This window comes from Halanaerobium sehlinense, from assembly GCF_055379485.1.
Window position 1 is genome coordinate 1,736,480 of the sequence record NZ_AP042442.1, and the last position, 25,121, is coordinate 1,761,600.

The window sequence follows — 25,121 nt, forward strand, 5'->3', positions numbered from 1 at the left end:
TTATATCACCAGCCTTAAATCGTATAAGGGGAACTTGACTGCTGCTGTTCTAATTCTGATTCTATTCTAGCTACTTCTTTTTGTATCCATTTTTCAGTTTTATCAGGATTATTTTTCCTAACTTTTTCGTCTAAACTAATAGCACCTGCTCTATCAAGTATCTCAGTTTCTTCTGCTTCTTCTTTTGGATCATCCGGTATTCCATCTCTCCAACTAGCTGAAGGTCGCTCAGCATCATATTTTTTATTATTATGATAAATATCCATTAACTGAGCTTTATAAAGAATATCTTTTATTCCATCATCATAATATCTTTTCTTTCTTGCAATTTTAGAAAGCAGTCGCATCAACCTATACTTTAGAGCTCTACCAGAATCAGCAACATTACCTTCACTTAAACCAAAAGCATCAGGTGAAGTTTCAGTGACTAAAAACATCATCTTTAAAATATAATCAATCTGTTTAAAAGCTGAATCAAGTTTAGCCTCCCAGGTTATATAATTAGGTTCAGCACCATCTTTTTCATAAGGGAAATATCTGCCGCCAGACACATCAATGTTACCATCATCATCCATTGCTTCTGCAGGACCCTTCATTTTGGGATCAGCATGTTTGTCTAAAACTCTTGATATCTGACTTATTCTATTATTTGCCTCATCCTGCAGACTCTTCATATCTAAATAGTCACTATAGCCCCAGAAAACCTCATCATCACGCCAGTTAGGTATATGAGTTATGATAAAGTCATCTACGCCAGTTTGCTGCATTTTATCAAGCTCAGGGTATAAAGTATCAAGTGCAACCTCTTCCTGGACTGTATATCCACTTATTTTATATAGAAAGTTAAATATTTTGCCTGGCTCATGGACTTCTAGTTTTAAAAACCTGGTGTCTTCTATATCATCGCCATTCATATCCTTCATGAAATCCCAGCCAATGATCTGTCTATTAACTTGTCTAATATTATCGTCTGCCTGCTCTACAAAAAAGTAATTAGGATTTTGAGACTCGATTATTATGCTGCGCTCATCAGAAAACTTGTTTTTTCTTGCATATCTAACTTTATAGCAGGAGTCTCCACGATAAGAATTACCTAAAGCTGACTCATATAAACCAGTATAAAGTTTGTTTTTTGTTATTAATTCCTGCAGTCTTTCATCAGTATCCTCATTATTTACTTTAAATTTTGGCTGCTCACCAAAAAGCATATCTGCTGATAACTTAGAAAGCAGGCCACAATAATTGGCTACAAGATAAGTCATTGCTTTCTGATCAGCATTTTCTAATCTACGCTGCACATCTTTAAATATTTCATCATGTTTACCTCTAAAAAGCTTTTTGTTTTCTTTATACTTTTCTATTCTTTTACGATCATCATCTGTTGGAGGCCAGCTATCTCCTTTGGTTAAATAACTCATAACTAAATCAACTCCTAATATCCTGCAGGCTTGTTTTTTCTTGGGGTAAGATTTGCTTTGTTTCCTAGCTCTTCAGTAGCATATCGAATACTATCAATAATATGATTATTCTTATCTACTGGCACCGGTAATATTTCTCCATCTTTACTCTCTTTATATTTATAAAGTGAAAACTCGTTTTTAGTATTAATACAATCTTTATGAATGATAATTTCATAATCTTTAAGCCGCTTAATCCCATATTCAATACTGCCGGGACCTTTATCTGCTCCATTTATTCTGACACCATTATTCTTAAAGTATTTAATACTTTTGGGCTCAGCGCTATCTGCAACAATTCTCCGGCCACCGTCATATTTTTCTTTAACTTTTTCAATTAAAGTATCATTGGTTCGCTGATATAAATAAAGCTCATCAAAGATATAAATTATTTTTTTCCTCTCGTCAATATGCATCTTAGAAAATGCAAAAGGATCGGGATAAAAACCCCAATCCAGTCCATAAAAAATATTGTCGAATGATGGTATAAATTTAGATAAGTCTTTAGTTTTCCAGTTGTTAAAGATAAGATTACCAAGAACTCCCCAGTTACCTAAAGTATAAACTTCATAATAATATTTATCAGATTCATTTTCTAAATTAGCGATATCCTGAGCTGTTAAATACTCATTATCTTTATAAGTAGTTTTTAGAATACTGCAGGGTAAACCATCAATCTTATCTTTAACAAACTGTTTATCATCCTGCCAGATACCAAAGAAATATTTATAAATCCAGTGTGATTTATGAATCGGATTAAAAGACAAAGTCAATCTCTTTTTATGGTTTGATTGGCCCCTGAGCCTTTTCTTAAGCTGCTTAAAATCTTTTTCTATTATTTCGGTAGCCTCTTCTACCCATATATCAGTAACTACTCCACTAATAGGTGTAATAGATTTAATCTTTTCTACATCATCAAGGCCACCAAACATAATCTGCTTATTATTTATTAAGCAGGTAATAGTCATTTCAGATTTATTAATATTAAAATATTTACTTAAGCCAAAAGCTATTATTGACTTTTTTATCTCATTAAAGACAGATCCTCTAACAGTATTTTTAACTTTTCTTACAACAAGATAATTTCTGCCTTTCATTACATCCAGAACAGCTCTCTGGGCCAGAAAATAACTTTTACCTGAGGAAGAACCACCAAAATATATCTGAAAGTAACTCTCATTCTTTAAACCTTTTTTGAAATATATAGGATTAAACTCGGACTTTTTAGGCTTTATTTTCATTCTCATTCCTAATCATCCTCAATAAATTCAATTTCTACTCCTGTAATATTATTGATATTATGCTCTATTCGGTCTTTCCACATACCAAGATGCCTTCCTATATCTTCAAGAGCACTTGGTTTGTCATAGAGCTTTAAACTAATACCATTTGCTCCTTGCTTTATCTCAGATACAGCTTTAATAGCTTCTGGATCCATTTCTTTAGTTTCCTTAATTTCTACAACCTTTTTGGTTCTAATAATAGGTTGCTCATAGTCATGCTGACCTTTATCATCCTTTTTATAGCCTACAACAACGTCTTTTTCAACTACTTCCAGATAGTCAGTTATCTTGCTATAGCCTATAGTTGCAAGCTCCTCTAAAACTCTGTCAGCTGTTATTTGAGTTCTTTTTGATCTGGCTCTCTTTAACCTTTCAATTTCTTCAGCAACTCTAACATTTCCTAACAACCTGGGCCCCTGAACATCAGCTGTTTTTTTACTATATCCAGCTCTAATTGCTGCCTGAGTTGCATTAAGATCTACAATGTATTCTTCACAAAAAGCTTTCTGTTTGTCAGTTAGTGAATCATCTTTAATAACTTTATCTTTAGGATGCTGCCAGCAATACCAGTTACCTTCATAATCAGAAGAAACTTCTTTTTTTCTCGAGCACATGCTTCCATCTTTATTAATACCACTACACTTAATTAGTTTTGTTTTACTCATTTGCTGACCTCACCTCCTTAAATTTGCGCATAAAAAAAGCACCCGATTGGGTGCTGAAAGTTATAATGCTTTAAAAATCATCTTCAATCTCATTAAAATCAATAGTATAAATTTTCTTAGATTTTTCCTTACCTCTTCGATTCTCATAATTCAAATGTAAATCTAGAAATTTTTTAGAATCCTTAATTTTAGCAACTTCATCGTCAGGATAATATCCTTTAATTACAAGTTGGACAACTTCTTTAGGAGGTATCTTAAAAATATTCAGTGTAGTATTTTTCCTCTCATTAAATATAAATTTCTTATTATGTAAATGTTCATCTCCAAGAAACAGCTCTATATTCTTAATAGTTTTATAACTATCACTGCTATTATATATGTGGAGAGTTATTTCAGTAAGCATAATACTTACCATAACAAATTCAGGTTCGCCTGTATCAAAATTAAAATTCATTTTTTCATCTAGAGTAAACCTAAATTTAGTTTCATCTACATTAAATTTTATTTTACCAATATATTTAATCCCATGGGAAAGAAGCACACCGAACAAAGTGGCAAAAACTGGTATTGACTTAATTAAAAAATCCCAGACATTAGTTTTTTCACTCATTTTATCACTCCTAATAATATCTCTATTAGAAGTATTTCAAGCAAATCTACAAAATTCCTTTGTTTTTAATACTTTTCTGTTCTTTATTAATCTTTCGCTTATTATATCTAATTTTATCCATCAAACTATCAAACTTAGCTTTGGTAATATCACGCTTCAACTTATTCTGTAATTTCTTATTTTCATCCATCAAATTTCTAACTTTCTCATTCTCATAATAAGAGTGAAATTTTTCTCCACAATTAGGACATTCAAAATATATTTCTGAAACCTGATCAGTTAGTTTTCTTTTCTTAGGATTCTCAAATTCAAATCTTACATTACATGAGTCACATTTTACAAACATATTCCCCTCCTATCTCTTTCATGAAAATAAATACCTTAGCAGCATACCCCACACCCTCTATAATCTCCCTCTCCCCTCAAAATATTAAAAGCCCTGGAGGTGCAAGGCCAGGGCTCCAATAAAGGAGGAAAATAAACATAACAAAGTTTATATTTATTTCCACAATACTAGAATATCACACCTTCTAGGGAAATGTTGCCCGAAAGTTGCCCGTTTCTTGCCCGATTGTTGCCCATTTTCCTCATAGCCCTACTTTTTGTAGCTTTTTTAGCACCTTTTATTATAATATTGAAGGAAATAAAAAGTATTTAATGAATATAATAACTAACACTACTTTTTTAGAAGGAGATTTGATATATGATTAATTCCGTTGCATTAGCTGCAGAAACTATTCCTGTTGAATATTTAGATATAGTTTCAAAAGTAGATTCATTTTATAATTCAGCTTGGACAAAGCTTATTTTAATCCTAGGTGGCTTTTTTTCAGTATTAACAGTCTTGGGCCCTCTCTATATTAATTGGTATCAAAAAAAGCACGCTAGTTATGAACAAGAAAAAATAGAAAAAAACTTAGAAAATTATATTGACAATAAATTTGAAGAAAAACAAAGTGAATTTGATAAAAAGTTCCATCGTAACATTGCTATGACAATGCATGTTCAAGGAAATGCAATTATGGATAAAGATCCACATGCCGCAATAAACTGCTATTTTGATGCTGTAGATGATTATTTAAAAGCAAATGATTCTCAAAACTTACATAGAGTTTTAAACATAATAAATAATTATATTACTGATAAAAATACTGAACCAAAAGATATCAATAAGATAGAAAGCTTTTTTAACATATCAGTAATAGATTTAGTTAATAATGTTTCTGAGGAAACAGATAATCACTCTGTAATTTTAAATAAATTAAGATATAATTATAAACAAAAAATGGAATAAATATGGGGCTATAATTAATTATAGCCCTACTCTATTTAGCTTTTTTAGCACTTTTTTCTTCATTCGCTGAATTGTAGTGCTTGAATAATCTCTGATAGTTGAGTCATTTCTGATACTAAATGTCTTTAATTCTAGCTCCCGCATTTTATCACTAACTTCATTATCAGTCATATCTTCAAAATATTTATATCTTACCAATCGTTTTTCTTTGTATGTTAGACACTCTAATGCAGCATCTATTCTTTCTTTTTCCATGATTAACTCTATTAACTCAGGATGTTTATCTAATTTATTCTGAACAAATTCTTCAACATCAGAATAAACACTATTAGTTTTGCCGCCGGGTATTTTAGAGTAGTCAATTGCCTGAGCTACATAATCTTCCTGGTATGCTATTTTGTTTGTTGTTATTTTTATTTTTGATTTTAAAAAAGGATAATTTTTTAGCTGCTCTTCTATCCTGTCTTTAACTTTAGTTTCCATTACAATTTCACTCCCCTCGGCTTTTCCATCATCTCCTTGAAATAATTAAAAAGAGGATCATCTTCTTCAAAATTTACTGGCTCTACCCTCTTAGTTTTTCTAATATCTAAACTAAAACAATCAATGAGGAAATTATATATTTGAGGTTGCTTTTTCTCAAGTTGTTCTCCCACTGTCATATTGATCAACTCCTGAGTTAATTAATTTCATTCGTTAATTACAAGTTTTGTTTCTACTTCATATTCAGCAACTATTTTAATCACTCTGTAATTTTCAGGTTTCTCCTGCATTTCTATGTAATCTAGTGCATTTTCTAGATTATCAAATTCAGCATCTTCTACCTCATACCAACCAGTAAACAAACCATTAGTTTCAACAATATACATTTCTACTTCACCTCTTCAATTTTTATTTCAGCTCTAGGATTATCATCAAAAAATATTCCAGAATCACCATATCTTTTTATTTGTTTGTCGTTTTCAAATGCATTACCATACTGCAATCCGTCTTCTACTGCTTTAACTAAATTACTCAGATCACCGTGCCGTTTATCATTAAAATAAAAGCTGCAGCTCAGTTTAAGCGGACCTTGAAGTTTTAATCCTCTGGCCTTTGCTTTCCATTCCCATGCCACTTTCTCTTGATAATCTAAACTCTTCTTTGCTCTTTTTGTCCACTTGCTTTTTTGAGTCATTCTTTGAGCTGGAACTGGTCTTCCTGGTATCACTAATTTCACTTTCCTCATCTCCTGCTGTATATAATATTTTAAATTCACCCGGTCTATCTGAATCTATAGTCACCGGTGAGTGCATTACTATTCCATCGATAACTAAAACTCCGAAACTTTTTCTAATTACATTCACCACCAAAATCCCTCCTTTGCACCTTAACCACCTTAATATAAATACTCTAAAATCAGTAATTTGACGTTTTCTGTTGACTTTGGTTTCCCTCTTGACCATTTGCTCCTTTTTGATTGCTGCTACCCCAGTCTAAGAACCTGACGTTGTCTGCGTTAACTTCCGGATTAATGAATGTCCTGTTATTATTCTCTGATTTTTTTATTTCCAGACTACCGTCTACTCCAACCAATCTTCCCTTACCAAGATGGCGGGCACAATTCTCAGCTAGACCTCTCCAGGTTACAATAGCGATAAAATCAACATCCCTATCACCATTTCTGTTGGTATAATTCCTCTCAACAGCCAGAGTGAAGTTGCAAACTGGAATTCCTGAACTTGTATAACGGAGTTCTGGATCATCGGTTAATCTCCCAATTAAAACAATTCTATTGAGCATTACTATTATTCTCCTTCTCCTCATATTCTGCAGCTATTTTTTGAAGATTATCAAAAACAACTTGGATTACTCGATTTGCTTTCCCACTACTTATCCCAAGCATTCGTTGCAACTTGATATTAAGCATTTCTAGATTTGTCATTAAGTTCTGGCACCTCTCTTTCAAAATATTTTTCAACAGCAATTTCTATTTCTTTTCGGATAAAATTTTTAACCTCTGGCCTGATCATACTTAAACGCCCTCTATTTCCTCCAAAATATTCAAAATCTATCTCCTCAGGCACTATTCCCTTAGAAATTTTTATTTTTAGGTAATCTTTACTGGATGTTGGATTTTTTCTGAGTAAAATTTCTCCTTTAATTTTTGAGTGCTCGATATCTTTCTCATTCTCAAAAATCTTTAGAGCAGAATTGTAACTTCTTGCTGCAACAAAACTATGATTTTCTTTTTCTCCATCTTCCCATAATTTATATATTTTCATCTTCTAGCACCTTGCTTTCTGACTCTCTTATAATTTTTTTGATTTCTTCTTCAGACAACTGAGGACAATCTTTTTTTATTTTCTCCAGCAGGTCCATTGTGTACCTCCAATCGAATATAATTATTGCTTTCACTCAAATTAAAACTTTTATCGGTATAACCGGCAGTTTCTAGCCCGTATTTAATTATAAAACTAGCTTTTCTAATATCTTTTTCTTCGTTTTCGGCTTTAAAATTCATGAGTAAATATGCAAGGTCCTTTTTTGTCTCATCTGTAATATCACCGGTAACAATTATTTTTTCTGCAATATCCATCTAGATCACTCCTTAAATCTATCAAAGTCAATGAAGAAATCTTTCCACTTGTAATCAAGCTTTGGGCTATCTTTATTTTTGGCAGCATTCTTTAAATCATTAATGCTTCCAATGCCTTTCTGACTCCAATCTTTTAAAACAGCCTGACAATAGGCCATGGGTTTATCTTTTTCAACTGAAATTTTACAGGCATTGAGAATAACCCCTTTTGACATTTGCTGAAGATATGTTTCAAAGTTATCCACATTTTCTTCGAAAAATTTTTCGTAATTCAATTCTTCTTTCTCTTTTAATTCTTTTGATTTACTTTCTTTTACTTTACTTTTATTTACTTTACTTTCCTTTACTTTACTTTGTGTACTTTTACTATCATTTACTGAGTTTTTGTTATCATTAATTGGTTTATTGTTCTCATTAACCATATTAGAGTTAATTTCATCCTCTGTTAACAATAAATATTCTTCTTTCATCTCAACTTTTTTGCGTCTGTAGGTAGCTTCTTTATATCTTATTTGTATCCCGTGACTTGTCAAAATACTATACTTTTCAAACATTTTTTGATTGAATATACCCCAGTTTACGCAATCATTAATTACTTCATTGAGTAGGTTTATGCCAACATTAATTTCACTACTGAATAGTAATTGTATCTCTTCTGTCCAGTCAATGTAGTATTTTTGACTGTAAATTTTCTGCCATAACTTGATTAAAAGACCGAATCCTTCTAGTCCATATTTAGCCTCTACTAATTTAATTTTATCCTCCATATGAGTATCAACTGTAAAATAATCAATACCCTTTTTTTGTGGTCTAGCCATTTAATCACCGCCCCCAGCTATCTTTACTAATTTACCTGTCAATTTTTGAATCTCTTTTTTAAATAATTTTTTATTACTATTTGTATCTGAAAGGTGTAATAACCAGATTTCTTTTGTATTTCTTAGATCATTAGAATTAAGAAAATCCTTAACATTTTCTAAGCTAAAATGACTTCTTTTAAGTCTTTTTTCAAGTACTGGATGGATCTTTCCAGCTTCAACATTTTTCTTTAATATTTCTTCAGAATAGTTACACTCAACCATAATATAATCAGGTTTATTAAAAATATATTTTGAATAGAAGGAATCAGTTATATAAATAAGTTTATCTCCAGTATTTCTAGACCATAATATGAATCCTATAGGGTCATTTGCATCATGCTGGACCTCAAAAGGCTTAACTACCCAGCTACCAACTTGAAGCGGTTTTTTAGCCGATATTGCATGAATGCGATGGTGATTTGAGTCAATACTATCTAGCACATCAATAGTACCTGGACTTAAATAACAATCAACTCCTGCAGCTATAACATCACTAATAGATTTACTATGATCACCATGCTCATGACTAATTAAGCAGCCAGCAATCTCTGTTAAATTAAAATTTAACCCTTCTTTAATTTTTTGAATTGGGATACCAGCCTCAATTAAGAGACTGGTCTTCCCGTCACTTACTCTGTAACAATTCCCAGAACTGCCACTTGCCAAAGCTTTAATATCTAACATTATTCTTCGTCCTCAATTTCAAATTCTAGTTTTCCTTGAGAACTTTTTTCTTTTTTAGTTTTTGTATTTTCTTTAATTTTTTCAGGTTCTTTAGCTTCTTTTTCTTCATCACTGTTATCATCAGGATTAAGCTCTGATGGATCAATATCTAATTTTTCTGTATTAGCATTTTCTGATATTTCCTGCTCTACATTTATGTCATGAGCACTCTCTTTTTGATCAGGAGTTACATCTATAATTTCGTCTTCAGTGTACATACCCATTGCAATTTCTGGCGCGTAAGTTCTAATAAACCATGCTGCAGCTCTGTACATCAACATCTGCTCAGGCATTGTCTGCCACTTACTGATTTCATTTCCGTACTTATCTGTTTTAGAATACCAACCTTCATCTTTTGCTAGTTTTATTGTTACTGTTGCACCCTCTAATTTATCTCCAGTTTCTTTTTCAATAGCCCAGGCCTGACACCCCCAGGAATCCTCGCCTTTTTCTCCTACCCAGTTATAGCGAATTGCTGAAAATCTACCACTGGTATTAAAAGTACTAATTAAAAACTGGGCAGACCAGCCTGGTTTACCATGAACAATGTATAAGTTCTGCATAACCATCAATGGATCAGCCTGCATTCGTTGGGCCATATTAATAGCAATTACACAGTTTGGGATATTACCTTGATAATTTTTTGGTACAAGAGATGATTTAGATAATAAATTAGCTGTTTTTAAGGCTAAATTAAAATTGTCTAAACTATCAAAACCGGGTGTCACCTGAATATTATTATTTTCCTTTTCTGTAACTTCATTTTTATTTTTGCTCATTACTTTTTTCCTCCTCATTTATTTTTAAACTTTCTCTAACTGGAAAATGATTTATACCTTCAAAAAATTCTCTCTTATCAATCCAGCTACTTAACCAAAAACCATCATTATGGTATTGCCGGATATTAATTTTTTCGTCACCAAAAACAATTATTAAACCATAACCAAACTCAAACCAATTATCGTTACTATATTCTTCTAAAAACTTTTTGAATTCATCATAAGGACTAATTATTTCAGGCATTTTTATCTGCTCCTTTTAACTTATTTATTTTTTCCTTGTAATAGTAAATAAACAAAGGCTTAAAATTATTGGTATGAGAGAAATCTTTACAAAACTTCATGTTTCTCTCAAGCTTTTTTATTTTTTCATCTTTACTCATTTAACTAGCTTCCTTCATGCCACAAATCTCTTTAGCTTTTTCTTTACCAAAAACTTTAGAGAGTTTCTCTAAATCCTTATCACCTTCAGTTAAAATAACCAGGTCTTCCACATTCTCTTTAGCAGTTAGTTTAATTAACTGGCTTTTAGAATCTATTTTTTGCGTAACTGATTCCATATTATCTACAAAGATTGGTGCTCTAAATTCATAGTGATCTGATAATGTGTTTATAATATCTATTCCAACAATTATTTTATGGCCGTTATTCAAGTTCGTATTGTATGGGACCCCTTTATATATAGTTCGACATGTAGGCTCTATAGTACCGTTTATATTCTTCTCAAAGAGTTTAAACTTAGCCAACTTAAATTTATTATTTACCTTTCCTTCTAACAGCTCTGCCCTAGTTTTTTCAAATTGTTCACAAAGGTATTTCTCTTTTTCTAATTCTTGATACTTTTCAGCGAGTTTTTCTTCTTCCTGTTTTAGCTCATCTATTCTTTCTTGGCCAGAATTATATTGATCAATTTTACTTAATTCAGACTGCAATTTTTCAATCTTATTTTCAATTTCAGCGATTTTGGTATTAACTTTATTAACAGCATCCTGATTATCATCTCTAATTTTTTGGATAGTTTCTTTAATATTTTCCTTTTCCTTAAGCTTTTTCTGGTACTGAAAATTATCTTGATAAGCTTCAGCTTTTTTCTTTAGTTCAAATAACTCATTATAAATATCATCTTTAACTTTTTCTAAACCACTCAACTCTTCTTTTAGATTATTGATTTCAGTAATTAATGAATTATTCTTTTCCTTTAGTTCCATGTACTTTGATTTATTGCTATTACCCTGTTCTTTAATATTTTCTAATCTCTCTGACTTATCTAATTTAGATTTCTTTTCAGCAGCTTTAAGTTGATCCTCAGGTAATATCTGGCCGCATGTTGGACATTTATCTTCAACTTCTATTTCTTCAGCATTAATTTTTCTGAAAGCTGCAGCCAATTCATTAATTTGTCTTTTAAACTCTTGCATTTTATTTTTATTTTCTTTAAGATCTAACTTTTTATTTCTGATTTTTCGCTTTAAGGTTGAAATATTATCTTTAATTTCTTCACCATCATTTTTTAATTCAGTAATTTTTTCATCATAATCAGACCGATGTTTAATTTTAATTTGTTGCAGTTCAGCTTCTAGTTCAGCTAACTCCTTTTCTTTATTAGTAATTTCGCTACCATTTTCAGTTGCAGAAAGCTCTTTTTCCAGTCGCTTTTTATTCTGTTTCAAATTTTCTATTTCCGATTTAACTTCTTCTTTTGATATTTCTGAAACCTCAGGTAAATTATTATTAACCTCATCTATCCTTATAGGAATTTTCTTTATTTCATCATTTAATTTATTAAGTTTGTCTTTAAGCGAATCTTTATACTTTTCAATAGTAGTATCTTCAAGAACTTCAGCTAGACTACTTAATTTATCTTCGGCTTTAAATATTTCTTCAGAACTAATTCCACCGACATAATCTGTTAGTATTTTACGTCTTTCTTTCCAGTGCAGCTGCTCATTATAATATTTAGGATCAGTAAGCAGTCTAAATATTTTCTCTGGAGCTATCTTTTTAACTTCTTCTTCAAATTCAGTTTTACTAACTCCAACTCCATTCACATAACAATCAGTAGTATGACCAGTAAATACTTCATCTATACTTCCTTTTTTCTTTTCCCATTTTTCATAATATTTCTTCTCAAAAGTCTTTTGACTACCATTAACTTCAATAGTTGCTTTAACAGCTGTAATTAAACCGTGTATTGGTTCATTATTCTCATCGAGAGGTTTAATATCAAATTTCTGTGGGCTCTGATCCATTGTGTCTTTATCAAAGAACAACCAGGACCAGGCATCAGCTATAGTAGTTTTTTTAGTTTCATTCTGGCCATATATATCAATATTTTTACCTTTAGGCTCAATTTTTAATTTTCTAGCTCCTTTGAAATTCTTTAATTCTAGCAATAATAATTTAATTTCTTTCATCACTTGCCCACCTTTCTATGTCCTGAGAGTAGAAATCTTTACAACTATTTGTTATACTATATTTAGATTGGTTTTTCTTACGGTCAGCTGTTCTAGCAGCTGGCTTTTTTATTTGTTCTATAACATATCTTGTATTCTCCATGACTTCTTTCAAAAACCTCGGGCCAAATCCGAAAATTATCAGCCCCATCAATAATCCCTGTATAAATATTTGCCATTCTCTTGCAGTTCCCATTTTGGCCTCCTTTAAATTCTGTTAAACCCGGATATAGGCTTATCATAAAGTTCAAAATACAATTCTGCTTCTTTTTCTTTCCGACATTTTAATGGATCCTTACCACAACAATCTGGATTTTTAATACAGTCATTACAATAATGAAACTTTTTTTCTTGGTCAGATATTGACTGCTTCATTTTGAATTCCCTCACTTAAATAACCACGACTTAAATATTTTTGATAGCAGCGTCTATTTCTTTCTTCTAAATCAGCTCCTAAATCTGAAGCTGCAATATCCAACATGTCACATACATGATTTGCATCTTCAATTTCATCTAACATACGTTGAAATTTTTCTTTTTGTTCATCAGTCATTTCATCTTCCGATTTAATATTGTAAGCAAATTTTAAAACATCTCTAATGCTTTGAATCGCTTCTTCAAATTCTTCAATTGCTTTAATACTGGTCTTATAAAACTCAATTTGTGCTTTATCAAAAACAATATTTGATGATGTCGTCCCATAAACTTTAATTCTTAAAATTGGACTTTGTAAATAAGCTACTGATTTTCGCTTTATGTCCTCGGGCATATTTAAATGGCCATTAATATATTTTGACAAAGTAGTCCTATCAATATTCAATATTCTTGCAAACTGACTTTGCTTAAGTCCTTTAGCCTTCATTCCATCTCTGATAGCTTCCCCTAAAGTTCTAGATTGAATCATTTTATTTTCCTCCCTTTTGATTTAATGGCACTTATTTTCGTTGTTTGTGCACTAAACGTGCCATATAATTAAATTAAGATATAAAACCTCACTTCAAATATCTCTCCCTGACTAATACCGCACCTGAGACTTTTTTAGTTTTTTCTTCTTTTTATGAACCACCTCTTTCCCATACCACCAGGCTAAAAAGGTCTCTCTTGGTATTCTCCATCCTAAACTAGGTAACTTTTTAGCACCTGGTATATCATAATTATTTAAAAACTCATAAACTTGAGATTGAGAACAACTCATTATCTCTTCTAAATGATAAGGCTTCATACCAGTAGGATATTTTTGTATTGCCTCGTCTATTTTCTTTTCTAATATTTCTCTTGCATCAGCTGTAATTGATTGCTGCTGTTTTCTTAATTCAAAGTTTATTGCCATTATTTTTGCACCTCCAATATTTTAGGACCTTCAATTGTTAAATTCCATTGTTTTTCTGCATCTAATATAATAATTCCATTCTCAAAAGTTGCTTGGTTTACTTCTTCAATAGCACAAATCTTCTCACACTCACTATTAAGTTTCGAAAACTTAACTTCTCCAGCTACCAGATCAACAAAATATATTACTTTACTCTTTCTATTAAACTCTTTGAACATATCAATTAAAATATTCTGCATATATTTACCTCCTAATTTCATTTAATTAACATAATATGGTATAATTTTATAGATACCTGCATTACTTCTAAATAACTAAAGAGGTGAAACATTGGCACGAAAAAAAGTATCTGTTACCAAGCAAACAAAGAGTGGTCGCAACACTCATTTTAAAGATAACTATAGTGGGCAAACAATGAATAAACAGCAATTTGTTAGTAAAATTAAATCTGGTGAATATGATAATTACCATATAAGAAAAATTAATGGAATTGAAACTCCTGTATCTAATCCAGATAAAAGTAAAAATAATAATTTAGACTAGCTTATTCTTCAAGTGCTGCAGGTATCAGTTTCACTTTATTGCCCTTTTTCTCTATAACCTCATCATCTGAAACTATTGCCAGTACTTCATCTTCGTCATTGGTAAAAATAACTTCCTCATAGTTCTTATCACCAATAATCATCTTAAACCAACTCCTAAATAAAGGTTTTTACTCACCTACATATAATTATTTACATTGAGGGAGAGATAAATAATAATAATGAGGTGGTAATTTGAAATCAGAAGAAATCGCTAAAGAAATAACTTTAAAAGCATTAAATCATGATAGTAAAAAGTCATTAATAACAAATGATTCAGAAACGAACAAATCACTTGCTAACGAAGTCTCTAAATTTTATAAAAAAATCTATAAAACTGCTGAAGAATGCATAAACACTCCAGCTAAAGATATAAAAATAGACTAATTTTGTTAGACAAATCAAAATATAATCTCTCCCTCTTTACCACCTATGATTTGTTTCATTTACTAGTGAAGCCAGATTATGAATTGATTCATTTACAACTTTTAAAGCTTCTATATCTTCTCTTCTTGGATGTAATTCTTCACTTTTTATTCTGCTAAGCAACAATGAATTGGTTTCACATAATTCTTCCAACTGCTCATCAACTAATTTAAAAAACCCCTTTTTATCTAACATTGAATCTCAACTCCCTAAGCTGAATATTTAATAACCAATTTTTCAACAACCGATGTATAAATCTCTTTAAGCCTGGTATCCTCTTCAATTACATCTAGCTTAGTAACTTTATTAACTTTAGATTTTTTAGCTCCAGCCTGTTCTAGACGTTCTCTTAAATTATTCAATCTTACATTTAGTCTGCAGCGGGCCCTATTTTCTAATATGTCATAACTTTGTTTTCTGACCTCTCTATAATTCTTATTTCTAAACCCGATAGTATTTAGCTGTTGGTTAACCCAATTTCTCCAATCCTGATCAGTGTGAATAACCGCACCTTTAATAGATTTAATTTGTTCTTCCTGGTGATCAACTTTCTGTTTTAACTCTTTAACTGACTCAGCTTGTAAAATAATTAAATCTTCAACTGAAGATGGTTTATTAACATACTGGCCAGTTTTCCTGATTTGAGGTAAAACCTCATCAAAAATCCAGGCTTCAAATCCCTCTGCAATTTCTTTTATTTTTTCATTATGGCTTTGATCCGCAGCTTTAATAATTAATCTATAAATATCACCCTCAGGTATAACTTTCATTTCTTGAATGCCACCTGATGTAGGGAGTGAATGATTCATACACCCCTTGCAATGTCTTTTTACTGCATGTACTGGAGAACTATATCCCAAAGCTGAAGCAACATCATTCCCAACTGCATAAGGCTTATTATTAATCTTTACCATTCTTACTTTTCCAAACTGATCATTTTTAAAGATTTGCAGGTTGTTCATTAATTTTCTCCTTTCCTAAAGGTATCTTCTCCTTTCTGTATAAATATGTTTATAGAAAGGAGGTGCCAATTATGGATATACAACAAAAAACTGAATTTATAAAAAGTGGAAATACAAAACAGGACATAATAGAAGAAAATGAAGCTTTGACTCAGAGATATTTTGAAAATGTTCAAGAATCATTAACCAAAGAATTTGATAAATTCATTGAACAAGCTGATAACTTGACCAAAAATGATATTGAGTTAATTATTGAAATTTCTTCTAAAGCAGCGGCTAAAACAATAAACGAATATGGTAAAACTTTAGCAGCTAAAGGTATCAGACTTAAACGTTAATAATGATATCGTGATTAGTAGTTCTCAATATTATTTGTTCTAAAGCTATTCCTACTTTTTCTAGATCTTCATCAGGAATAAAATTGCTCCGTTCAATAATCTGACTAATATTCATTTTTTTACGCTTATCTGAAAGTCCATTATCAACTTCTTCCAATTTAGATAATTGGCTTTTAAATTCATTCTCAAGATAATTAATAAATTGAGAATTTAATTTATCTTTCTGAACTGGAGACCTTATCTCCAGTTCAGTATTTACATTTTCAGTTTGTTTACTACCTCTTTTTCCTATCAACAATTCACTTATTCCAACAATAGAATCATTAACAGTATCATGAACTTGAACTAATGAATCACAAATCTCATTTTTAGAAGCAAATTTAGTAATCGTTTCATTTGACTCACAAAGCATTTTAAGCTGTTCTTCTAATAACTCTTCTACACTTTTTTTCACTTCTCTCACCTCCCACCAAAATTTTAAGAAAGGATGATAACTATGACTTCCCAAGAAATTGCTAAAGAAATTACTTTAAAGGCTATGGATAATAATTTGATAAAAGCTGCAAATACTGGTTCAGCTGAAGTAACAAATAAATCATTTGCTAATGAAACATGTAAGTTTTACAAAAAGATATTTAAGACCCTTCAAAAAACCAAAAATAATTATGCAGAATGATTATTATGATACGAGTTGTTTCTTTTGTTATCAAAAAAAATATCATCAATTTTCATATCAAAAAAATCTGCAATTTTTTTAGCTAATTTTAAAGTAGGATTCCTTGTACCTGTCTCTATATGACTATAAAAAGCCCTTGTTATATCAAGTTTTTCAGCAACTTCAACTTGAGTTAAATCTAGCTCTTTTCTTTTTCTTATCAATAAATCACGCATTTAAAACACCTCCTTTAGAAACAATTTGTATCAATTTAATTATATTATAACGAAACATTATGTATCTGTCAAGAGATTTAAGAAACTTTTTGTATCTTTTCTTTAATAACGATACAGAATGTATTATAATAAATGAAAGATGATTCAGGAGGCTTATTATGAGTATATCGAAAAGATTGCGCAAATTAAGAAAAGAAAATAATATGACCCAAGAAGATGTTGCTAAAAAATTAGGAATAACTAGAGCAGCTGTGGGATTATATGAGCAAGGTAAAAGAAATGTGGATAATGAAACATTAATGAAGCTTTCTGATATTTTTGGAGTATCTGTTGATTATTTATTAGGAGGCACCAATGAACGCTCTTCAGCAGATAAAATAAAAAAAGCTCTTACAGACGATCCAGAGCTTTCAGATGCCTGGGAAAAAATATCACAGCGTGAAGATTTACAACTTTTATTCAAACAAACTAAAGATATGGATGAGTCAAGCATTAGACAGGTTATAAGAATAATCAAAGCAATTGAAGATGAAGAATCTAATAACAGCTAAATTTAAGGAGTGGTCTGTATGAGAGAGAAAAAACACCGTACAGCTCTCCAGCGAACATACATAAATTATCAAGAGTGGGCCAGAGAAAATAATATATACCAAAAATTTATACCACTAAATCCAGGAATATATGGCTTTGTATACCTCTCTTCTTCTCAAAACTACTACGTGATAATTAATCAAAACCTCACTCTAGAACTTCAAAAGGAGGTGTACCTACACGAGGTAGAGCATATAATGTATGATATGCCGGAAGCTGGTTATGTAATTGGCATGGACATGCAGTACAGTCAGATGGAAAAGGCAGCGGATAATTTTGTTAAGGAGAATATCGAAAATTTTTTTGGTTAATAAACGAACATATATTCGACAAATAGTCTGAAAATTCGACATAAAGGAGGATTATGAAAACTAAAAATAAATTAATAGTAATCCTATTAAATTGTTTTTTTCCAGTCTTTATTGGTGGTTTAATTTATATTGGATACAGAACTAGTTCTCTCTTAATGTTCAAATGGTTTGAAATTATTGGGTTAGAAAAAACAGTTGAATTGATAAGATTTTTGACATTTAAAAATTTACCAGACATAATTATATTTTCATTGCCAAATGCACTCTGGATGTATTCATTTATTTTTTCTATATTATATGTATGGAAGGATAGCCAATCTAATAATAAGTATTTTTGGATATCTATAGTTATTTTTATCGGGATAGGAAGTGAAATAGGTCAATTTTTCAAATTAATACCTGGAATTTTTGATTATTATGATTTTGTAACAATATTGATTAGTATACTTTTAGCTTTTTATTTTGAAAGGAGATTAATAAAATGAAAAAAATAAGAAAATTAAATGTTCTATCAATAATAATTATTTTGATTTTTATTACTCTAGCAGCTGGTAGTACAGACGAAGATAGTTCATCTTCATCTGACACAATATCACTAAATGCTAAAGTAAGTTTTGATGGTTCTCAATTTATAATTACTAATCAAGATTCCAATGACTGGAAAGATGTTGAATTACAAATTAATCCTAAGATTTTAACTAGTGGTTATACTTACAATACATCAATAATGAAATCAGGTTCTACTTATACTGTAGGGGCAATGAATTTTAGTAATTCTGATGGAAAAAGATTTAATCCATTTGAATATAAACCTCAAGAAATTTGGATCAGTGCAACTATAAATGGTGAAGATGGTTTTTATAGTGGCGCTTGGAAATAAAATAATTCAGGGGGTAAGTTAAATGAAAAAGAAATTAACTGTAAGTTTATTAATTATAATTATTTTATTTACTGGTTTTATGACACATCAAACTAATATTGCTGCTCAATCAGAAAAAGGTACTTATGTTGGAAGTGTTGAGTCTGATAAATATCATTATCCTGGTTGTAGATGGGCTAAAAACATTAATCCTGAAAACGAAATATGGTTTAAAACTATTGAAGAAGCTCAAAACAAAGGATATAAACCTTGTGGCACATGTTTTTAATATAATAAATAAAGTACATGGTCTTCAGTAACTTTGTAAATTATATAAGAATACAGCTGTAGTACAATTAAATAACTTTATATTTTGTATAATAAAGGAGTGAGATTATTGGGTTTATTTTTAAGAAAAAGTTTTAAGGCTGGTCCAGTTAGAATTAATCTTTCAAAAAGTGGTGTAGGTGTTTCAGCTGGACCAAAAGGATTAAAAGCTGGTATTGGCCCAAAAGGTGCATATGTTTCTGGAGGAAAGGGTCCTGTTCGTTATAGAAAATATATTAATACTAAAAATAAAAGTTCTTCAAACCAAACTAATAAATCTAAAACATATTATATTGATGATCAAAACCCCTTACCAAAAGAAATATTTATAGACACGGGAATTACATTTCCAAAAACTTTAAAAGAATCAAATTTATTACTTGGTGATATTCCCAAATCACCGTCGAAAATAGATAAAATTAATAGATATTATTATATTGGTGGTTTTTCATTATTACTCTCAATTAGTTCTCCTTTATTTATTCTCCCTGGAGTAGCTTCATTAGTTTATGGATACTTAAAAAATAAAAAAATAGATGAATTAAATAACTTAATTTTAATTGCACAAAAAAACCATAAAAATTTATCTGAAGCAATAGAAAGTAACGAATTAGAAATTTATAAGCACTTGAACCCTAAAATTTCAGATTCTGATAATAAAGAGCTTGCTAAATTTTATAATTTTGTTAGTATGCACAGTTTATTTTTAGGATTCTTTGACGATTTGGTTACAAAAGATCAAATAATTAAAGCTAGTAAAGCTCTGAATATAGATAATAATTTATTTAATAATACAAAAGAAAAAGTTTTTAAAGATGTTTTTGACTTTTATGTTTCAGATTTTAAATTAGAAAAAAATGAAGAAATTAAATTAAAATCATTTATTGATACTTTTAATTTAGACAAAGATTTATTAAAGGAAGATTTAAATACTATTGAAAAAATGAGTAATTTCAGAAAAGAAATTGACTCTGAATTAGAACCAATTGAAGTTAATATAAATTTAAAAAACGAAGATTGCTTTTACAAAACAAGAGCCAAAATAATTAAAGAAAAAATTCTAAAAAGAAGAACTGTAAACGGGAAAAAAATTAAAGAAATTGGTTATGTTGAGAACCGTTCTGGAACTAGTTATATTACAAATAAAAGAATACTTACAGTAGGCTCAGGCAGTTATTCAGTTAAATTAGATAAAATACTTGATATTATAGTCACTCCTAAAGATAATGTCTTAGAAATAACAGTAGATAATAGAAAGAATCCAATTATTTTTACTACTCCTGAAATTGAATTATTTGCAACTAAAATTCAAAAATCAATAGATAAACTTCAAACAGAATTTTTATCATAAAAATGAAAGGATTGATATTTTGATTTTAAGAACAGATAAAGAAAAATGGGAAATAGAAAACTTAGATGAAAAAGCTAAAAAATCAAAAAATGCTAGTAGATGGAAGCCAGAAAAAAAAGATAAATATAGAACAGCCTATGAAAAAGATAAAGAAAAAATCATATTTTCTGATCCATTTCGTAGACTTCGTATGAAAACTCAGATATATACTGCTAGAGGAGTTAATCAACATTCTAGAACTAGATTAACTCATACACTAGAGGTTGCTCATACCGCAGAAATAATAGCCAGATCTCTAAATGTAAATACCGACCTTGCAGAAGCTATTGCTTACGCTCATGATTTGGGTCATACACCTTTTGGCCATGCGGGTGAATCAGCTCTTAATGAAATCTTAAAATCTAAAGACAAAAAGTTTTCTCACAATATTCAAAGTGTGTGGCTTTTAAGAAGATATAATATGAACAGTAGAGATAAATACAATAATTATGTTAAAGGATTCAATCTTACACATGATGTAGTTAAAGGAGTTTTAAAACATACTGATTATGAAAATAATCTTGATGAAATTGATCATCTTGAAGATTATAATTTAGATGAAGCAGATAGTATAGAATCTCAGATTGTAAAAATTGCAGATAGTCTCTCATATCGAAGGCATGATTTAGAAGATGGAATTAAACATTGGAAAACAAATTTCGGGACAAAAGAAGCAGAAGAACTTTTTAATGATTTATCTGATAAATATTCAGTAGAAATTGATTTAAATAATTGGTATCATTATTTAATTGATGATCTAATCAAAAATAGTGCCAACAAAAAAATGATTTCTTTTAGTAAATCTGGTCAAAAAATATACGATGAAATATATAAAACAATATTAAAAAAAATTATTAAATCTGAAACTGTGGATAAGGGAGATACAATTGGAAAAGAAATTATTAAAACAATATATGATCATTATGATAATAACTTCAATATATTATTAGAAAGAAATGAATATAATAAAATAAAATTGGAAAATACGAATAAAGAAAGAGTTATAATAGATTATATTCAATGGCTTGGAGATGAGAATGCTATAAATGAATATAAGGATATTAAACCTCAAAATAAATTTTTTTAATAAACATATTTAAATCAAATTGAAGAAAGGAATCTTTATGAAGATAATCGAAACTCTTTTATGTATTCTTCACCCTTCAAAATTAAAAGAAAATCACCTTAAAGAAAATCAATACCAATCAATTAAAGCAATTAGAAAGAATCTATTTAGATCATTTATTATTGTTATAGGCACTTTAATAATTAGTTTATTTTTTGTTCATTTGCTTAATATTTATATTACAAATTTAAATTTAAAGCTAAAAATAAAAGTTTGGTTACAACTAATTAGTGCATTTATTTTACTTTGGTCAACTTATGCAAAATTGATTAGTCCGGAAATTATGACTTTTTCTATGAGTACTTTACCTGAAAAAATTAATAATACAATTTTCAATATATTATATTTAACAGGATCACTTCTGCTGATAATTTCAATTATACTTTAATTTGGCCCTTCGGGGCTTCTCTTTTTACACACTAAGCGAACATATGTATATAAACTAGCACATTGTAACCATAAATTGTGCTAATTTAATCAAAATAAAGGAGGAATTGTGATGGCACACATTGAGAAAGTTAATGATGGTAAATATAAGGCAGTCGTAGAAATTGGTGTTCAGGGTAAAAGAAAAAGAAGAACTAGGACTTTAGACACATATAAAGAAGCAGAAAATTGGATGGCTAACATGATTAGAGATAAAGAGGAAGGCCAAATAACGGATCCAAATAATATTACTGTTTCTGAGTATTTTGAGCGTTATTTAAGAATTCATAAAAAACCTACTGTAGCTACTACAACATATGATAATTATAAAAGACGATATGAAGCTCATATTAAGCCAGATATAGGCCATATCAAATTAAAGGACTTACATCCTGTCCATTTAGAAGAATACTTCCAGATTAAGCGTTCTAGGGGCAAAATTAATGGTTCAGGGGGGCTATCTGAGAATACTTTAAAGAAAATCTATGTATTAATGAATCAATGCTTCAAAAAAGCTGTTAAATTTAATTTGATTAGACATAACCCTCTTGATCCAATTGAATCACCTTCCCCAAAAAAGAAAGAAGTTTCAGTAATGAAAGAAAAAGAAATAGCTGAAATTATAAAAACTGCAAAAGAAAATGATTTTTTTATGTTCGTATTCATCAGTACTATGCTTTATACAGGATTAAGAAAAAGTGAAGCTCTTGCTCTTTCATGGAATGTTATTGATTTAGATAGCGGTATATTGGAAGTTAAAAGGCGTTTAGTTGGCAAAAAGGGTGTTGGTGCTGTAATTGAGGAAGAAACTAAAAACAACTCAAGCAGACGCAAAATAAAGCTTTCTGAGAGACTTGTGGGGCTATTAAAGAAATATAAGACCTGGCAGCTAGAATTTAGAATTTTATTAGGATCAGATTACAAAGGTGATGATTTAGACCTGGTCTTCTGTAAACCAGATGGCGAAAGATATTATCCAACCAGTTTAAATAAAAAAATGAAAAAGATAACTGAAAAAGCTAATCTTCCTCATAAATCAAAAATCCATATTATGCGACATACATTTGCGACAATAAATGTAAATAATAAAGTTGGGCCAGAAATCGTTCAAAAAATGTTAGGTCATTCAACCATTTCTACTACAATGGATATTTATTATCATCATGACACAGATCAGCAAAAAGAAGCTGTAAAACACCTTGATAATGCCCTCAAAATATAAAATGGCACGTTTTTCGGCACGAATTAGCTAAAAAATTATTCTCCATAAATACAAAAAACAGCCACAATGGCTGTTGTATCAATAAAAAGTATTGGAGGCGGCAGACGGATTTGAACCGACGAATAAAGGATTTGCAGTCCTCTGCCTTACCACTTGGCTATGCCGCCCAAAACTGCAAATAAAATGGAGCGGGAAACGAGATTTGAACTCGCGACCCTCACGTTGGCAACGTGATGCTCTACCACTGAGCTATTCCCGCAAAAAATGGTGGTGGAAGACAGAATCGAACTGTCGACACGTGGATTTTCAATCCACTGCTCTACCGACTGAGCTATTCCACCAAAAATGGCGGAGGAGACGGGATTTGAACCCGCGATCTCCGGCTTGACAGGCCGGCGCGTTAAACCGCTACGCTACACCTCCGTGTGTTTTAGAAGTAAGATGTAGGAAGTCAATAAAACTGAAGACTTCAAACACAACTTCGAAATATTATATTTAAAAATAAAAATGGTGGGCGAAACAGGGCTCGAACCTGTGACCCCCTGCTTGTAAGGCAGGTGCTCTCCCAACTGAGCTATTCGCCCATCTGCAGTAATCAAAAGTATAATTACCGCGTCAGCAATAACTAGTATATATAAAATGCTAGTTCAAGTCAAAATCTGATATCAGCTATTATCAGCAATTAAATTATTTTATGTTAAATATACTACTAAATACTTGTAAAATCGACTACAGATATTTTTTTCTTAAAAGCTTAATTTTTCTAATTTAATCAATAAACTCTAACTCTAATTTATCATTAGATCTTATATAATTAAAGATTTCTACTGCAAGAACTGTATTAATATCTGTTTCAACAGAATTATAACTTTCAACTATAGTATTATAAAGTTCTTTAACATTGAACATAATATTATTTGTTTTTAATTTAGTTACTACAGCCTGAATCAGCATTTTCTGCCTTTCAGACCTTGGTAAATAAGATGAACTGCTCCAGCGAACAAAATTTAGAGCCTCCCGGCCAGATAAAAGGTTATTGCCGGCTTTCAAATCCAAACCTAAGCCTGGAACTCTGACATCTTCTTTTAGCTCAAGCTGGATTCCTCCTAACTCATCAATAACTTTTTCAAAGCCCTGATAGTTTACATAAACATAATTATCAAATTCAGTTTCAGTTAGCTCTCTCACAGCCTGTTGAATCGTTTCTTTACTATATGCTTTTAACTGCTTTCCTTCATAAGTTGAATTTTCATTTATGTAATTTAACTGTAATTTATTGTTTTCTGGCCTCAATTTTGTTAAAACTATCGAATCGGCTTCCACAGATCCCAGTGCAACACTTTCTTCATCGTCTAAACCCACAAATAGTATATTTAAGTTTTGATTGAAATTACTTTCTCCCATACCTAAAACAGATAACAGTTGATCAAATAAAGATTGTTCTGTTTCGGGTTGAGAAAGATCTCCATTTCCATTTGCTAATGGTTTTAAAGAACTTTCTAGATAATACCCTGTAAGGCCAATAAATAATACTATTAGGGCGATAATTAGAATCCCTAACCACTTATGCTTTTTCATTGATTTTTCATTTTTGTCTGTATTTTTGTCTGTATTTTTTTCTACCAATGTTATTGCCTCC

At 30.5% G+C, this 25,121-nt stretch carries 44 protein-coding genes and 5 tRNA genes; 14 read left to right on the plus strand and 35 right to left on the minus strand.

What is annotated here, in order from left to right; genetic code table 11:
- Positions 1–14: 14 nt before the first annotated feature.
- The 5 genes from ACZ446_RS08395 to ACZ446_RS08415 form a co-directional block, all read right to left on the minus strand.
- Complete coding sequence (locus ACZ446_RS08395; protein WP_464392129.1) at positions 15–1,418, minus strand: phage portal protein; 1,404 nt, start codon at positions 1,416–1,418, stop codon at positions 15–17.
- 14 nt (positions 1,419–1,432) lie between these two features.
- Positions 1,433–2,704, minus strand: coding sequence for a PBSX family phage terminase large subunit (locus ACZ446_RS08400; protein ID WP_464392130.1), 1,272 nt, complete (start codon positions 2,702–2,704; stop codon positions 1,433–1,435).
- A gap of 2 nt (positions 2,705–2,706) precedes the next feature.
- Positions 2,707–3,405 carry a terminase small subunit gene (locus tag ACZ446_RS08405; RefSeq protein ID WP_464392131.1) on the minus strand — a complete coding sequence of 233 codons (699 nt, stop codon included), beginning with the start codon at positions 3,403–3,405 and terminating at the stop codon, positions 2,707–2,709.
- 70 nt (positions 3,406–3,475) lie between these two features.
- Positions 3,476–4,015 carry a hypothetical protein gene (locus tag ACZ446_RS08410; protein WP_464392132.1) on the minus strand — a complete coding sequence of 180 codons (540 nt, stop codon included), beginning with the start codon at positions 4,013–4,015 and terminating at the stop codon, positions 3,476–3,478.
- Between the two features lie 46 nt (positions 4,016–4,061).
- The gene (locus ACZ446_RS08415) at positions 4,062–4,361 is read right to left on the minus strand and encodes a hypothetical protein (RefSeq protein WP_464392133.1); all 300 of its coding nucleotides are present in this window, start codon (positions 4,359–4,361) and stop codon (positions 4,062–4,064) included.
- 357 nt (positions 4,362–4,718) lie between these two features.
- Here ACZ446_RS08415 and ACZ446_RS08420 point away from each other — a divergent pair, with 357 nt between their 5' ends.
- Complete coding sequence (locus ACZ446_RS08420; protein WP_464392134.1) at positions 4,719–5,309, plus strand: hypothetical protein; 591 nt, start codon at positions 4,719–4,721, stop codon at positions 5,307–5,309.
- Between the two features lie 18 nt (positions 5,310–5,327).
- On the opposite strand, the gene ACZ446_RS08425 is transcribed toward ACZ446_RS08420, so the two are convergent.
- The 19 genes from ACZ446_RS08425 to ACZ446_RS08515 form a co-directional block, all read right to left on the minus strand.
- Positions 5,328–5,792 (minus strand): sigma-70 RNA polymerase sigma factor region 4 domain-containing protein, encoded by a 465-nt coding sequence (locus ACZ446_RS08425; protein ID WP_464392135.1) that lies wholly within the window; start codon positions 5,790–5,792, stop codon positions 5,328–5,330.
- The gene (locus tag ACZ446_RS08430; RefSeq protein WP_464392136.1) at positions 5,792–5,971 is read right to left on the minus strand and encodes a hypothetical protein; all 180 of its coding nucleotides are present in this window, start codon (positions 5,969–5,971) and stop codon (positions 5,792–5,794) included. The genes ACZ446_RS08425 and ACZ446_RS08430 overlap by 1 nt, the downstream gene beginning before the upstream one ends.
- A 27-nt stretch (positions 5,972–5,998) precedes the next feature.
- Positions 5,999–6,178, minus strand: a complete 180-nt coding sequence (locus ACZ446_RS08435) for a hypothetical protein (protein ID WP_464392137.1) — start codon at positions 6,176–6,178, stop codon at positions 5,999–6,001.
- 2 nt (positions 6,179–6,180) lie between these two features.
- Complete coding sequence (locus ACZ446_RS08440) at positions 6,181–6,528, minus strand: RusA family crossover junction endodeoxyribonuclease (RefSeq protein WP_464392138.1); 348 nt, start codon at positions 6,526–6,528, stop codon at positions 6,181–6,183.
- A gap of 179 nt (positions 6,529–6,707) precedes the next feature.
- Positions 6,708–7,091 carry a single-stranded DNA-binding protein gene (locus tag ACZ446_RS08445; RefSeq protein WP_464392139.1) on the minus strand — a complete coding sequence of 128 codons (384 nt, stop codon included), beginning with the start codon at positions 7,089–7,091 and terminating at the stop codon, positions 6,708–6,710.
- A complete protein-coding gene (locus tag ACZ446_RS08450) occupies positions 7,081–7,218 on the minus strand; it encodes a hypothetical protein (RefSeq protein WP_464392140.1) in 138 nt (45 codons plus the stop codon). The genes ACZ446_RS08445 and ACZ446_RS08450 overlap by 11 nt, the downstream gene beginning before the upstream one ends.
- Positions 7,211–7,573: a hypothetical protein gene (locus ACZ446_RS08455; RefSeq protein WP_464392141.1), complete on the minus strand. Its 363-nt coding sequence runs from the start codon at positions 7,571–7,573 to the stop codon at positions 7,211–7,213. The genes ACZ446_RS08450 and ACZ446_RS08455 overlap by 8 nt, the downstream gene beginning before the upstream one ends.
- Positions 7,574–7,623: 50 nt before the next feature.
- Positions 7,624–7,887, minus strand: a complete 264-nt coding sequence (locus ACZ446_RS08460) for a hypothetical protein (RefSeq protein ID WP_464392142.1) — start codon at positions 7,885–7,887, stop codon at positions 7,624–7,626.
- Between the two features lie 5 nt (positions 7,888–7,892).
- Positions 7,893–8,705, minus strand: coding sequence for a Lin1244/Lin1753 domain-containing protein (locus ACZ446_RS08465; RefSeq protein WP_464392143.1), 813 nt, complete (start codon positions 8,703–8,705; stop codon positions 7,893–7,895).
- On the minus strand, positions 8,706–9,431 hold the full coding sequence (locus ACZ446_RS08470) for an MBL fold metallo-hydrolase (RefSeq protein ID WP_464392144.1): 726 nt from the start codon (positions 9,429–9,431) through the stop codon (positions 8,706–8,708). It abuts the gene before it with no gap.
- Positions 9,431–10,249: a recombinase RecT gene (locus ACZ446_RS08475; RefSeq protein WP_464392145.1), complete on the minus strand. Its 819-nt coding sequence runs from the start codon at positions 10,247–10,249 to the stop codon at positions 9,431–9,433. Before ACZ446_RS08475 ends, ACZ446_RS08470 begins: the two co-directional genes overlap by 1 nt.
- A complete protein-coding gene (locus tag ACZ446_RS08480; protein ID WP_464392146.1) occupies positions 10,236–10,493 on the minus strand; it encodes a hypothetical protein in 258 nt (85 codons plus the stop codon). Before ACZ446_RS08480 ends, ACZ446_RS08475 begins: the two co-directional genes overlap by 14 nt.
- Positions 10,486–10,632, minus strand: a complete 147-nt coding sequence (locus ACZ446_RS08485; RefSeq protein WP_464392147.1) for a hypothetical protein — start codon at positions 10,630–10,632, stop codon at positions 10,486–10,488. The genes ACZ446_RS08480 and ACZ446_RS08485 overlap by 8 nt, the downstream gene beginning before the upstream one ends.
- A complete protein-coding gene (locus tag ACZ446_RS08490; RefSeq protein WP_464392148.1) occupies positions 10,633–12,663 on the minus strand; it encodes a coiled-coil domain-containing protein in 2,031 nt (676 codons plus the stop codon). It lies immediately after the preceding gene.
- Positions 12,650–12,898: a hypothetical protein gene (locus ACZ446_RS08495; protein WP_464392149.1), complete on the minus strand. Its 249-nt coding sequence runs from the start codon at positions 12,896–12,898 to the stop codon at positions 12,650–12,652. Before ACZ446_RS08495 ends, ACZ446_RS08490 begins: the two co-directional genes overlap by 14 nt.
- An 11-nt stretch (positions 12,899–12,909) precedes the next feature.
- Positions 12,910–13,077, minus strand: coding sequence for a hypothetical protein (locus tag ACZ446_RS08500; protein ID WP_464392150.1), 168 nt, complete (start codon positions 13,075–13,077; stop codon positions 12,910–12,912).
- Positions 13,058–13,606, minus strand: coding sequence for a helix-turn-helix domain-containing protein (locus tag ACZ446_RS08505; RefSeq protein ID WP_464392151.1), 549 nt, complete (start codon positions 13,604–13,606; stop codon positions 13,058–13,060). The genes ACZ446_RS08500 and ACZ446_RS08505 overlap by 20 nt, the downstream gene beginning before the upstream one ends.
- 111 nt (positions 13,607–13,717) lie before the next feature.
- Entirely contained in the window at positions 13,718–14,032 is a 315-nt protein-coding gene (locus ACZ446_RS08510; RefSeq protein ID WP_464392152.1) for a hypothetical protein, read from the minus strand.
- On the minus strand, positions 14,032–14,271 hold the full coding sequence (locus tag ACZ446_RS08515; RefSeq protein WP_464392153.1) for a hypothetical protein: 240 nt from the start codon (positions 14,269–14,271) through the stop codon (positions 14,032–14,034). The genes ACZ446_RS08510 and ACZ446_RS08515 overlap by 1 nt, the downstream gene beginning before the upstream one ends.
- A 91-nt stretch (positions 14,272–14,362) precedes the next feature.
- Between ACZ446_RS08515 and ACZ446_RS08520 the strand changes: the two genes are divergently transcribed.
- On the plus strand, positions 14,363–14,575 hold the full coding sequence (locus ACZ446_RS08520; RefSeq protein ID WP_464392154.1) for a DUF3892 domain-containing protein: 213 nt from the start codon (positions 14,363–14,365) through the stop codon (positions 14,573–14,575).
- Between the two features lies 1 nt (position 14,576).
- Here the strand turns inward: ACZ446_RS08520 and ACZ446_RS08525 are convergent, their stop codons facing one another.
- Entirely contained in the window at positions 14,577–14,717 is a 141-nt protein-coding gene (locus tag ACZ446_RS08525) for a hypothetical protein (protein ID WP_464392155.1), read from the minus strand.
- 91 nt (positions 14,718–14,808) lie between these two features.
- Between ACZ446_RS08525 and ACZ446_RS08530 the strand changes: the two genes are divergently transcribed.
- Positions 14,809–15,000 (plus strand): hypothetical protein, encoded by a 192-nt coding sequence (locus tag ACZ446_RS08530; RefSeq protein ID WP_464392156.1) that lies wholly within the window; start codon positions 14,809–14,811, stop codon positions 14,998–15,000.
- Between the two features lie 36 nt (positions 15,001–15,036).
- On the opposite strand, the gene ACZ446_RS08535 is transcribed toward ACZ446_RS08530, so the two are convergent.
- Together ACZ446_RS08535 and ACZ446_RS08540 are read right to left on the minus strand one after the other, a co-directional pair.
- Positions 15,037–15,234 carry a hypothetical protein gene (locus tag ACZ446_RS08535; protein WP_464392157.1) on the minus strand — a complete coding sequence of 66 codons (198 nt, stop codon included), beginning with the start codon at positions 15,232–15,234 and terminating at the stop codon, positions 15,037–15,039.
- Positions 15,235–15,248: 14 nt separating this feature from the next.
- Positions 15,249–16,001 (minus strand): BRO-N domain-containing protein, encoded by a 753-nt coding sequence (locus ACZ446_RS08540; protein WP_464392158.1) that lies wholly within the window; start codon positions 15,999–16,001, stop codon positions 15,249–15,251.
- A gap of 71 nt (positions 16,002–16,072) precedes the next feature.
- Between ACZ446_RS08540 and ACZ446_RS08545 the strand changes: the two genes are divergently transcribed.
- On the plus strand, positions 16,073–16,339 hold the full coding sequence (locus ACZ446_RS08545; protein WP_464392159.1) for a hypothetical protein: 267 nt from the start codon (positions 16,073–16,075) through the stop codon (positions 16,337–16,339).
- Here the strand turns inward: ACZ446_RS08545 and ACZ446_RS08550 are convergent.
- Positions 16,329–16,793 carry a hypothetical protein gene (locus tag ACZ446_RS08550; protein WP_464392160.1) on the minus strand — a complete coding sequence of 155 codons (465 nt, stop codon included), beginning with the start codon at positions 16,791–16,793 and terminating at the stop codon, positions 16,329–16,331. The two genes, ACZ446_RS08545 and ACZ446_RS08550, sit on opposite strands and share 11 nt — an antisense overlap.
- 42 nt (positions 16,794–16,835) lie before the next feature.
- On the opposite strand from ACZ446_RS08550, the gene ACZ446_RS08555 reads away from it, so the two are divergent.
- On the plus strand, positions 16,836–17,015 hold the full coding sequence (locus ACZ446_RS08555) for a hypothetical protein (protein WP_464392161.1): 180 nt from the start codon (positions 16,836–16,838) through the stop codon (positions 17,013–17,015).
- Here the strand turns inward: ACZ446_RS08555 and ACZ446_RS08560 are convergent.
- A complete protein-coding gene (locus ACZ446_RS08560; RefSeq protein ID WP_464392162.1) occupies positions 17,003–17,230 on the minus strand; it encodes a helix-turn-helix transcriptional regulator in 228 nt (75 codons plus the stop codon). The genes ACZ446_RS08555 and ACZ446_RS08560 overlap by 13 nt on opposite strands.
- Before the next feature lie 158 nt (positions 17,231–17,388).
- On the opposite strand from ACZ446_RS08560, the gene ACZ446_RS08565 reads away from it, so the two are divergent.
- The 9 genes from ACZ446_RS08565 to ACZ446_RS08605 all read left to right on the plus strand — a co-directional run bounded on the left by ACZ446_RS08565 (position 17,389) and on the right by ACZ446_RS08605 (position 23,482).
- Positions 17,389–17,781: a helix-turn-helix domain-containing protein gene (locus ACZ446_RS08565; RefSeq protein WP_464392163.1), complete on the plus strand. Its 393-nt coding sequence runs from the start codon at positions 17,389–17,391 to the stop codon at positions 17,779–17,781.
- Positions 17,782–17,799: 18 nt separating this feature from the next.
- Positions 17,800–18,132: a hypothetical protein gene (locus tag ACZ446_RS08570; RefSeq protein ID WP_464392164.1), complete on the plus strand. Its 333-nt coding sequence runs from the start codon at positions 17,800–17,802 to the stop codon at positions 18,130–18,132.
- Between the two features lie 53 nt (positions 18,133–18,185).
- Entirely contained in the window at positions 18,186–18,617 is a 432-nt protein-coding gene (locus ACZ446_RS08575) for a hypothetical protein (RefSeq protein ID WP_464392165.1), read from the plus strand.
- On the plus strand, positions 18,614–19,012 hold the full coding sequence (locus tag ACZ446_RS08580) for a hypothetical protein (protein ID WP_464392166.1): 399 nt from the start codon (positions 18,614–18,616) through the stop codon (positions 19,010–19,012). The genes ACZ446_RS08575 and ACZ446_RS08580 overlap by 4 nt, the downstream gene beginning before the upstream one ends.
- 22 nt (positions 19,013–19,034) lie before the next feature.
- The gene (locus ACZ446_RS08585) at positions 19,035–19,280 is read left to right on the plus strand and encodes an Ada metal-binding domain-containing protein (RefSeq protein ID WP_464392167.1); all 246 of its coding nucleotides are present in this window, start codon (positions 19,035–19,037) and stop codon (positions 19,278–19,280) included.
- Between the two features lie 108 nt (positions 19,281–19,388).
- Complete coding sequence (locus tag ACZ446_RS08590; RefSeq protein ID WP_464392168.1) at positions 19,389–20,669, plus strand: DUF4236 domain-containing protein; 1,281 nt, start codon at positions 19,389–19,391, stop codon at positions 20,667–20,669.
- A 19-nt stretch (positions 20,670–20,688) separates the two neighbouring features.
- Positions 20,689–21,795 carry a dGTP triphosphohydrolase gene (gene dgt, locus ACZ446_RS08595; protein ID WP_464392169.1) on the plus strand — a complete coding sequence of 369 codons (1,107 nt, stop codon included), beginning with the start codon at positions 20,689–20,691 and terminating at the stop codon, positions 21,793–21,795.
- A 37-nt stretch (positions 21,796–21,832) separates the two neighbouring features.
- Entirely contained in the window at positions 21,833–22,222 is a 390-nt protein-coding gene (locus tag ACZ446_RS08600; protein WP_464392170.1) for a hypothetical protein, read from the plus strand.
- 111 nt (positions 22,223–22,333) lie between these two features.
- The gene (locus ACZ446_RS08605; RefSeq protein ID WP_464392171.1) at positions 22,334–23,482 is read left to right on the plus strand and encodes a tyrosine-type recombinase/integrase; all 1,149 of its coding nucleotides are present in this window, start codon (positions 22,334–22,336) and stop codon (positions 23,480–23,482) included.
- Between the two features lie 92 nt (positions 23,483–23,574).
- On the opposite strand, the gene ACZ446_RS08610 is transcribed toward ACZ446_RS08605, so the two are convergent.
- The 6 genes from ACZ446_RS08610 to ACZ446_RS08635 all read right to left on the minus strand — a co-directional run bounded on the left by ACZ446_RS08610 (position 23,575) and on the right by ACZ446_RS08635 (position 25,108).
- Positions 23,575–23,649: transfer RNA gene (locus tag ACZ446_RS08610), tRNA-Cys, on the minus strand.
- 17 nt (positions 23,650–23,666) lie between these two features.
- Positions 23,667–23,741: transfer RNA gene (locus ACZ446_RS08615), tRNA-Gly, on the minus strand.
- 6 nt (positions 23,742–23,747) lie between these two features.
- Positions 23,748–23,823: transfer RNA gene (locus tag ACZ446_RS08620), tRNA-Phe, on the minus strand.
- Between the two features lie 5 nt (positions 23,824–23,828).
- Positions 23,829–23,905: transfer RNA gene (locus ACZ446_RS08625), tRNA-Asp, on the minus strand.
- Positions 23,906–23,990: 85 nt separating this feature from the next.
- Positions 23,991–24,066 (minus strand) — tRNA-Val (locus ACZ446_RS08630).
- Between the two features lie 184 nt (positions 24,067–24,250).
- Entirely contained in the window at positions 24,251–25,108 is an 858-nt protein-coding gene (locus tag ACZ446_RS08635; protein ID WP_464392172.1) for an LCP family protein, read from the minus strand.
- Positions 25,109–25,121 lie beyond the last annotated feature (13 nt).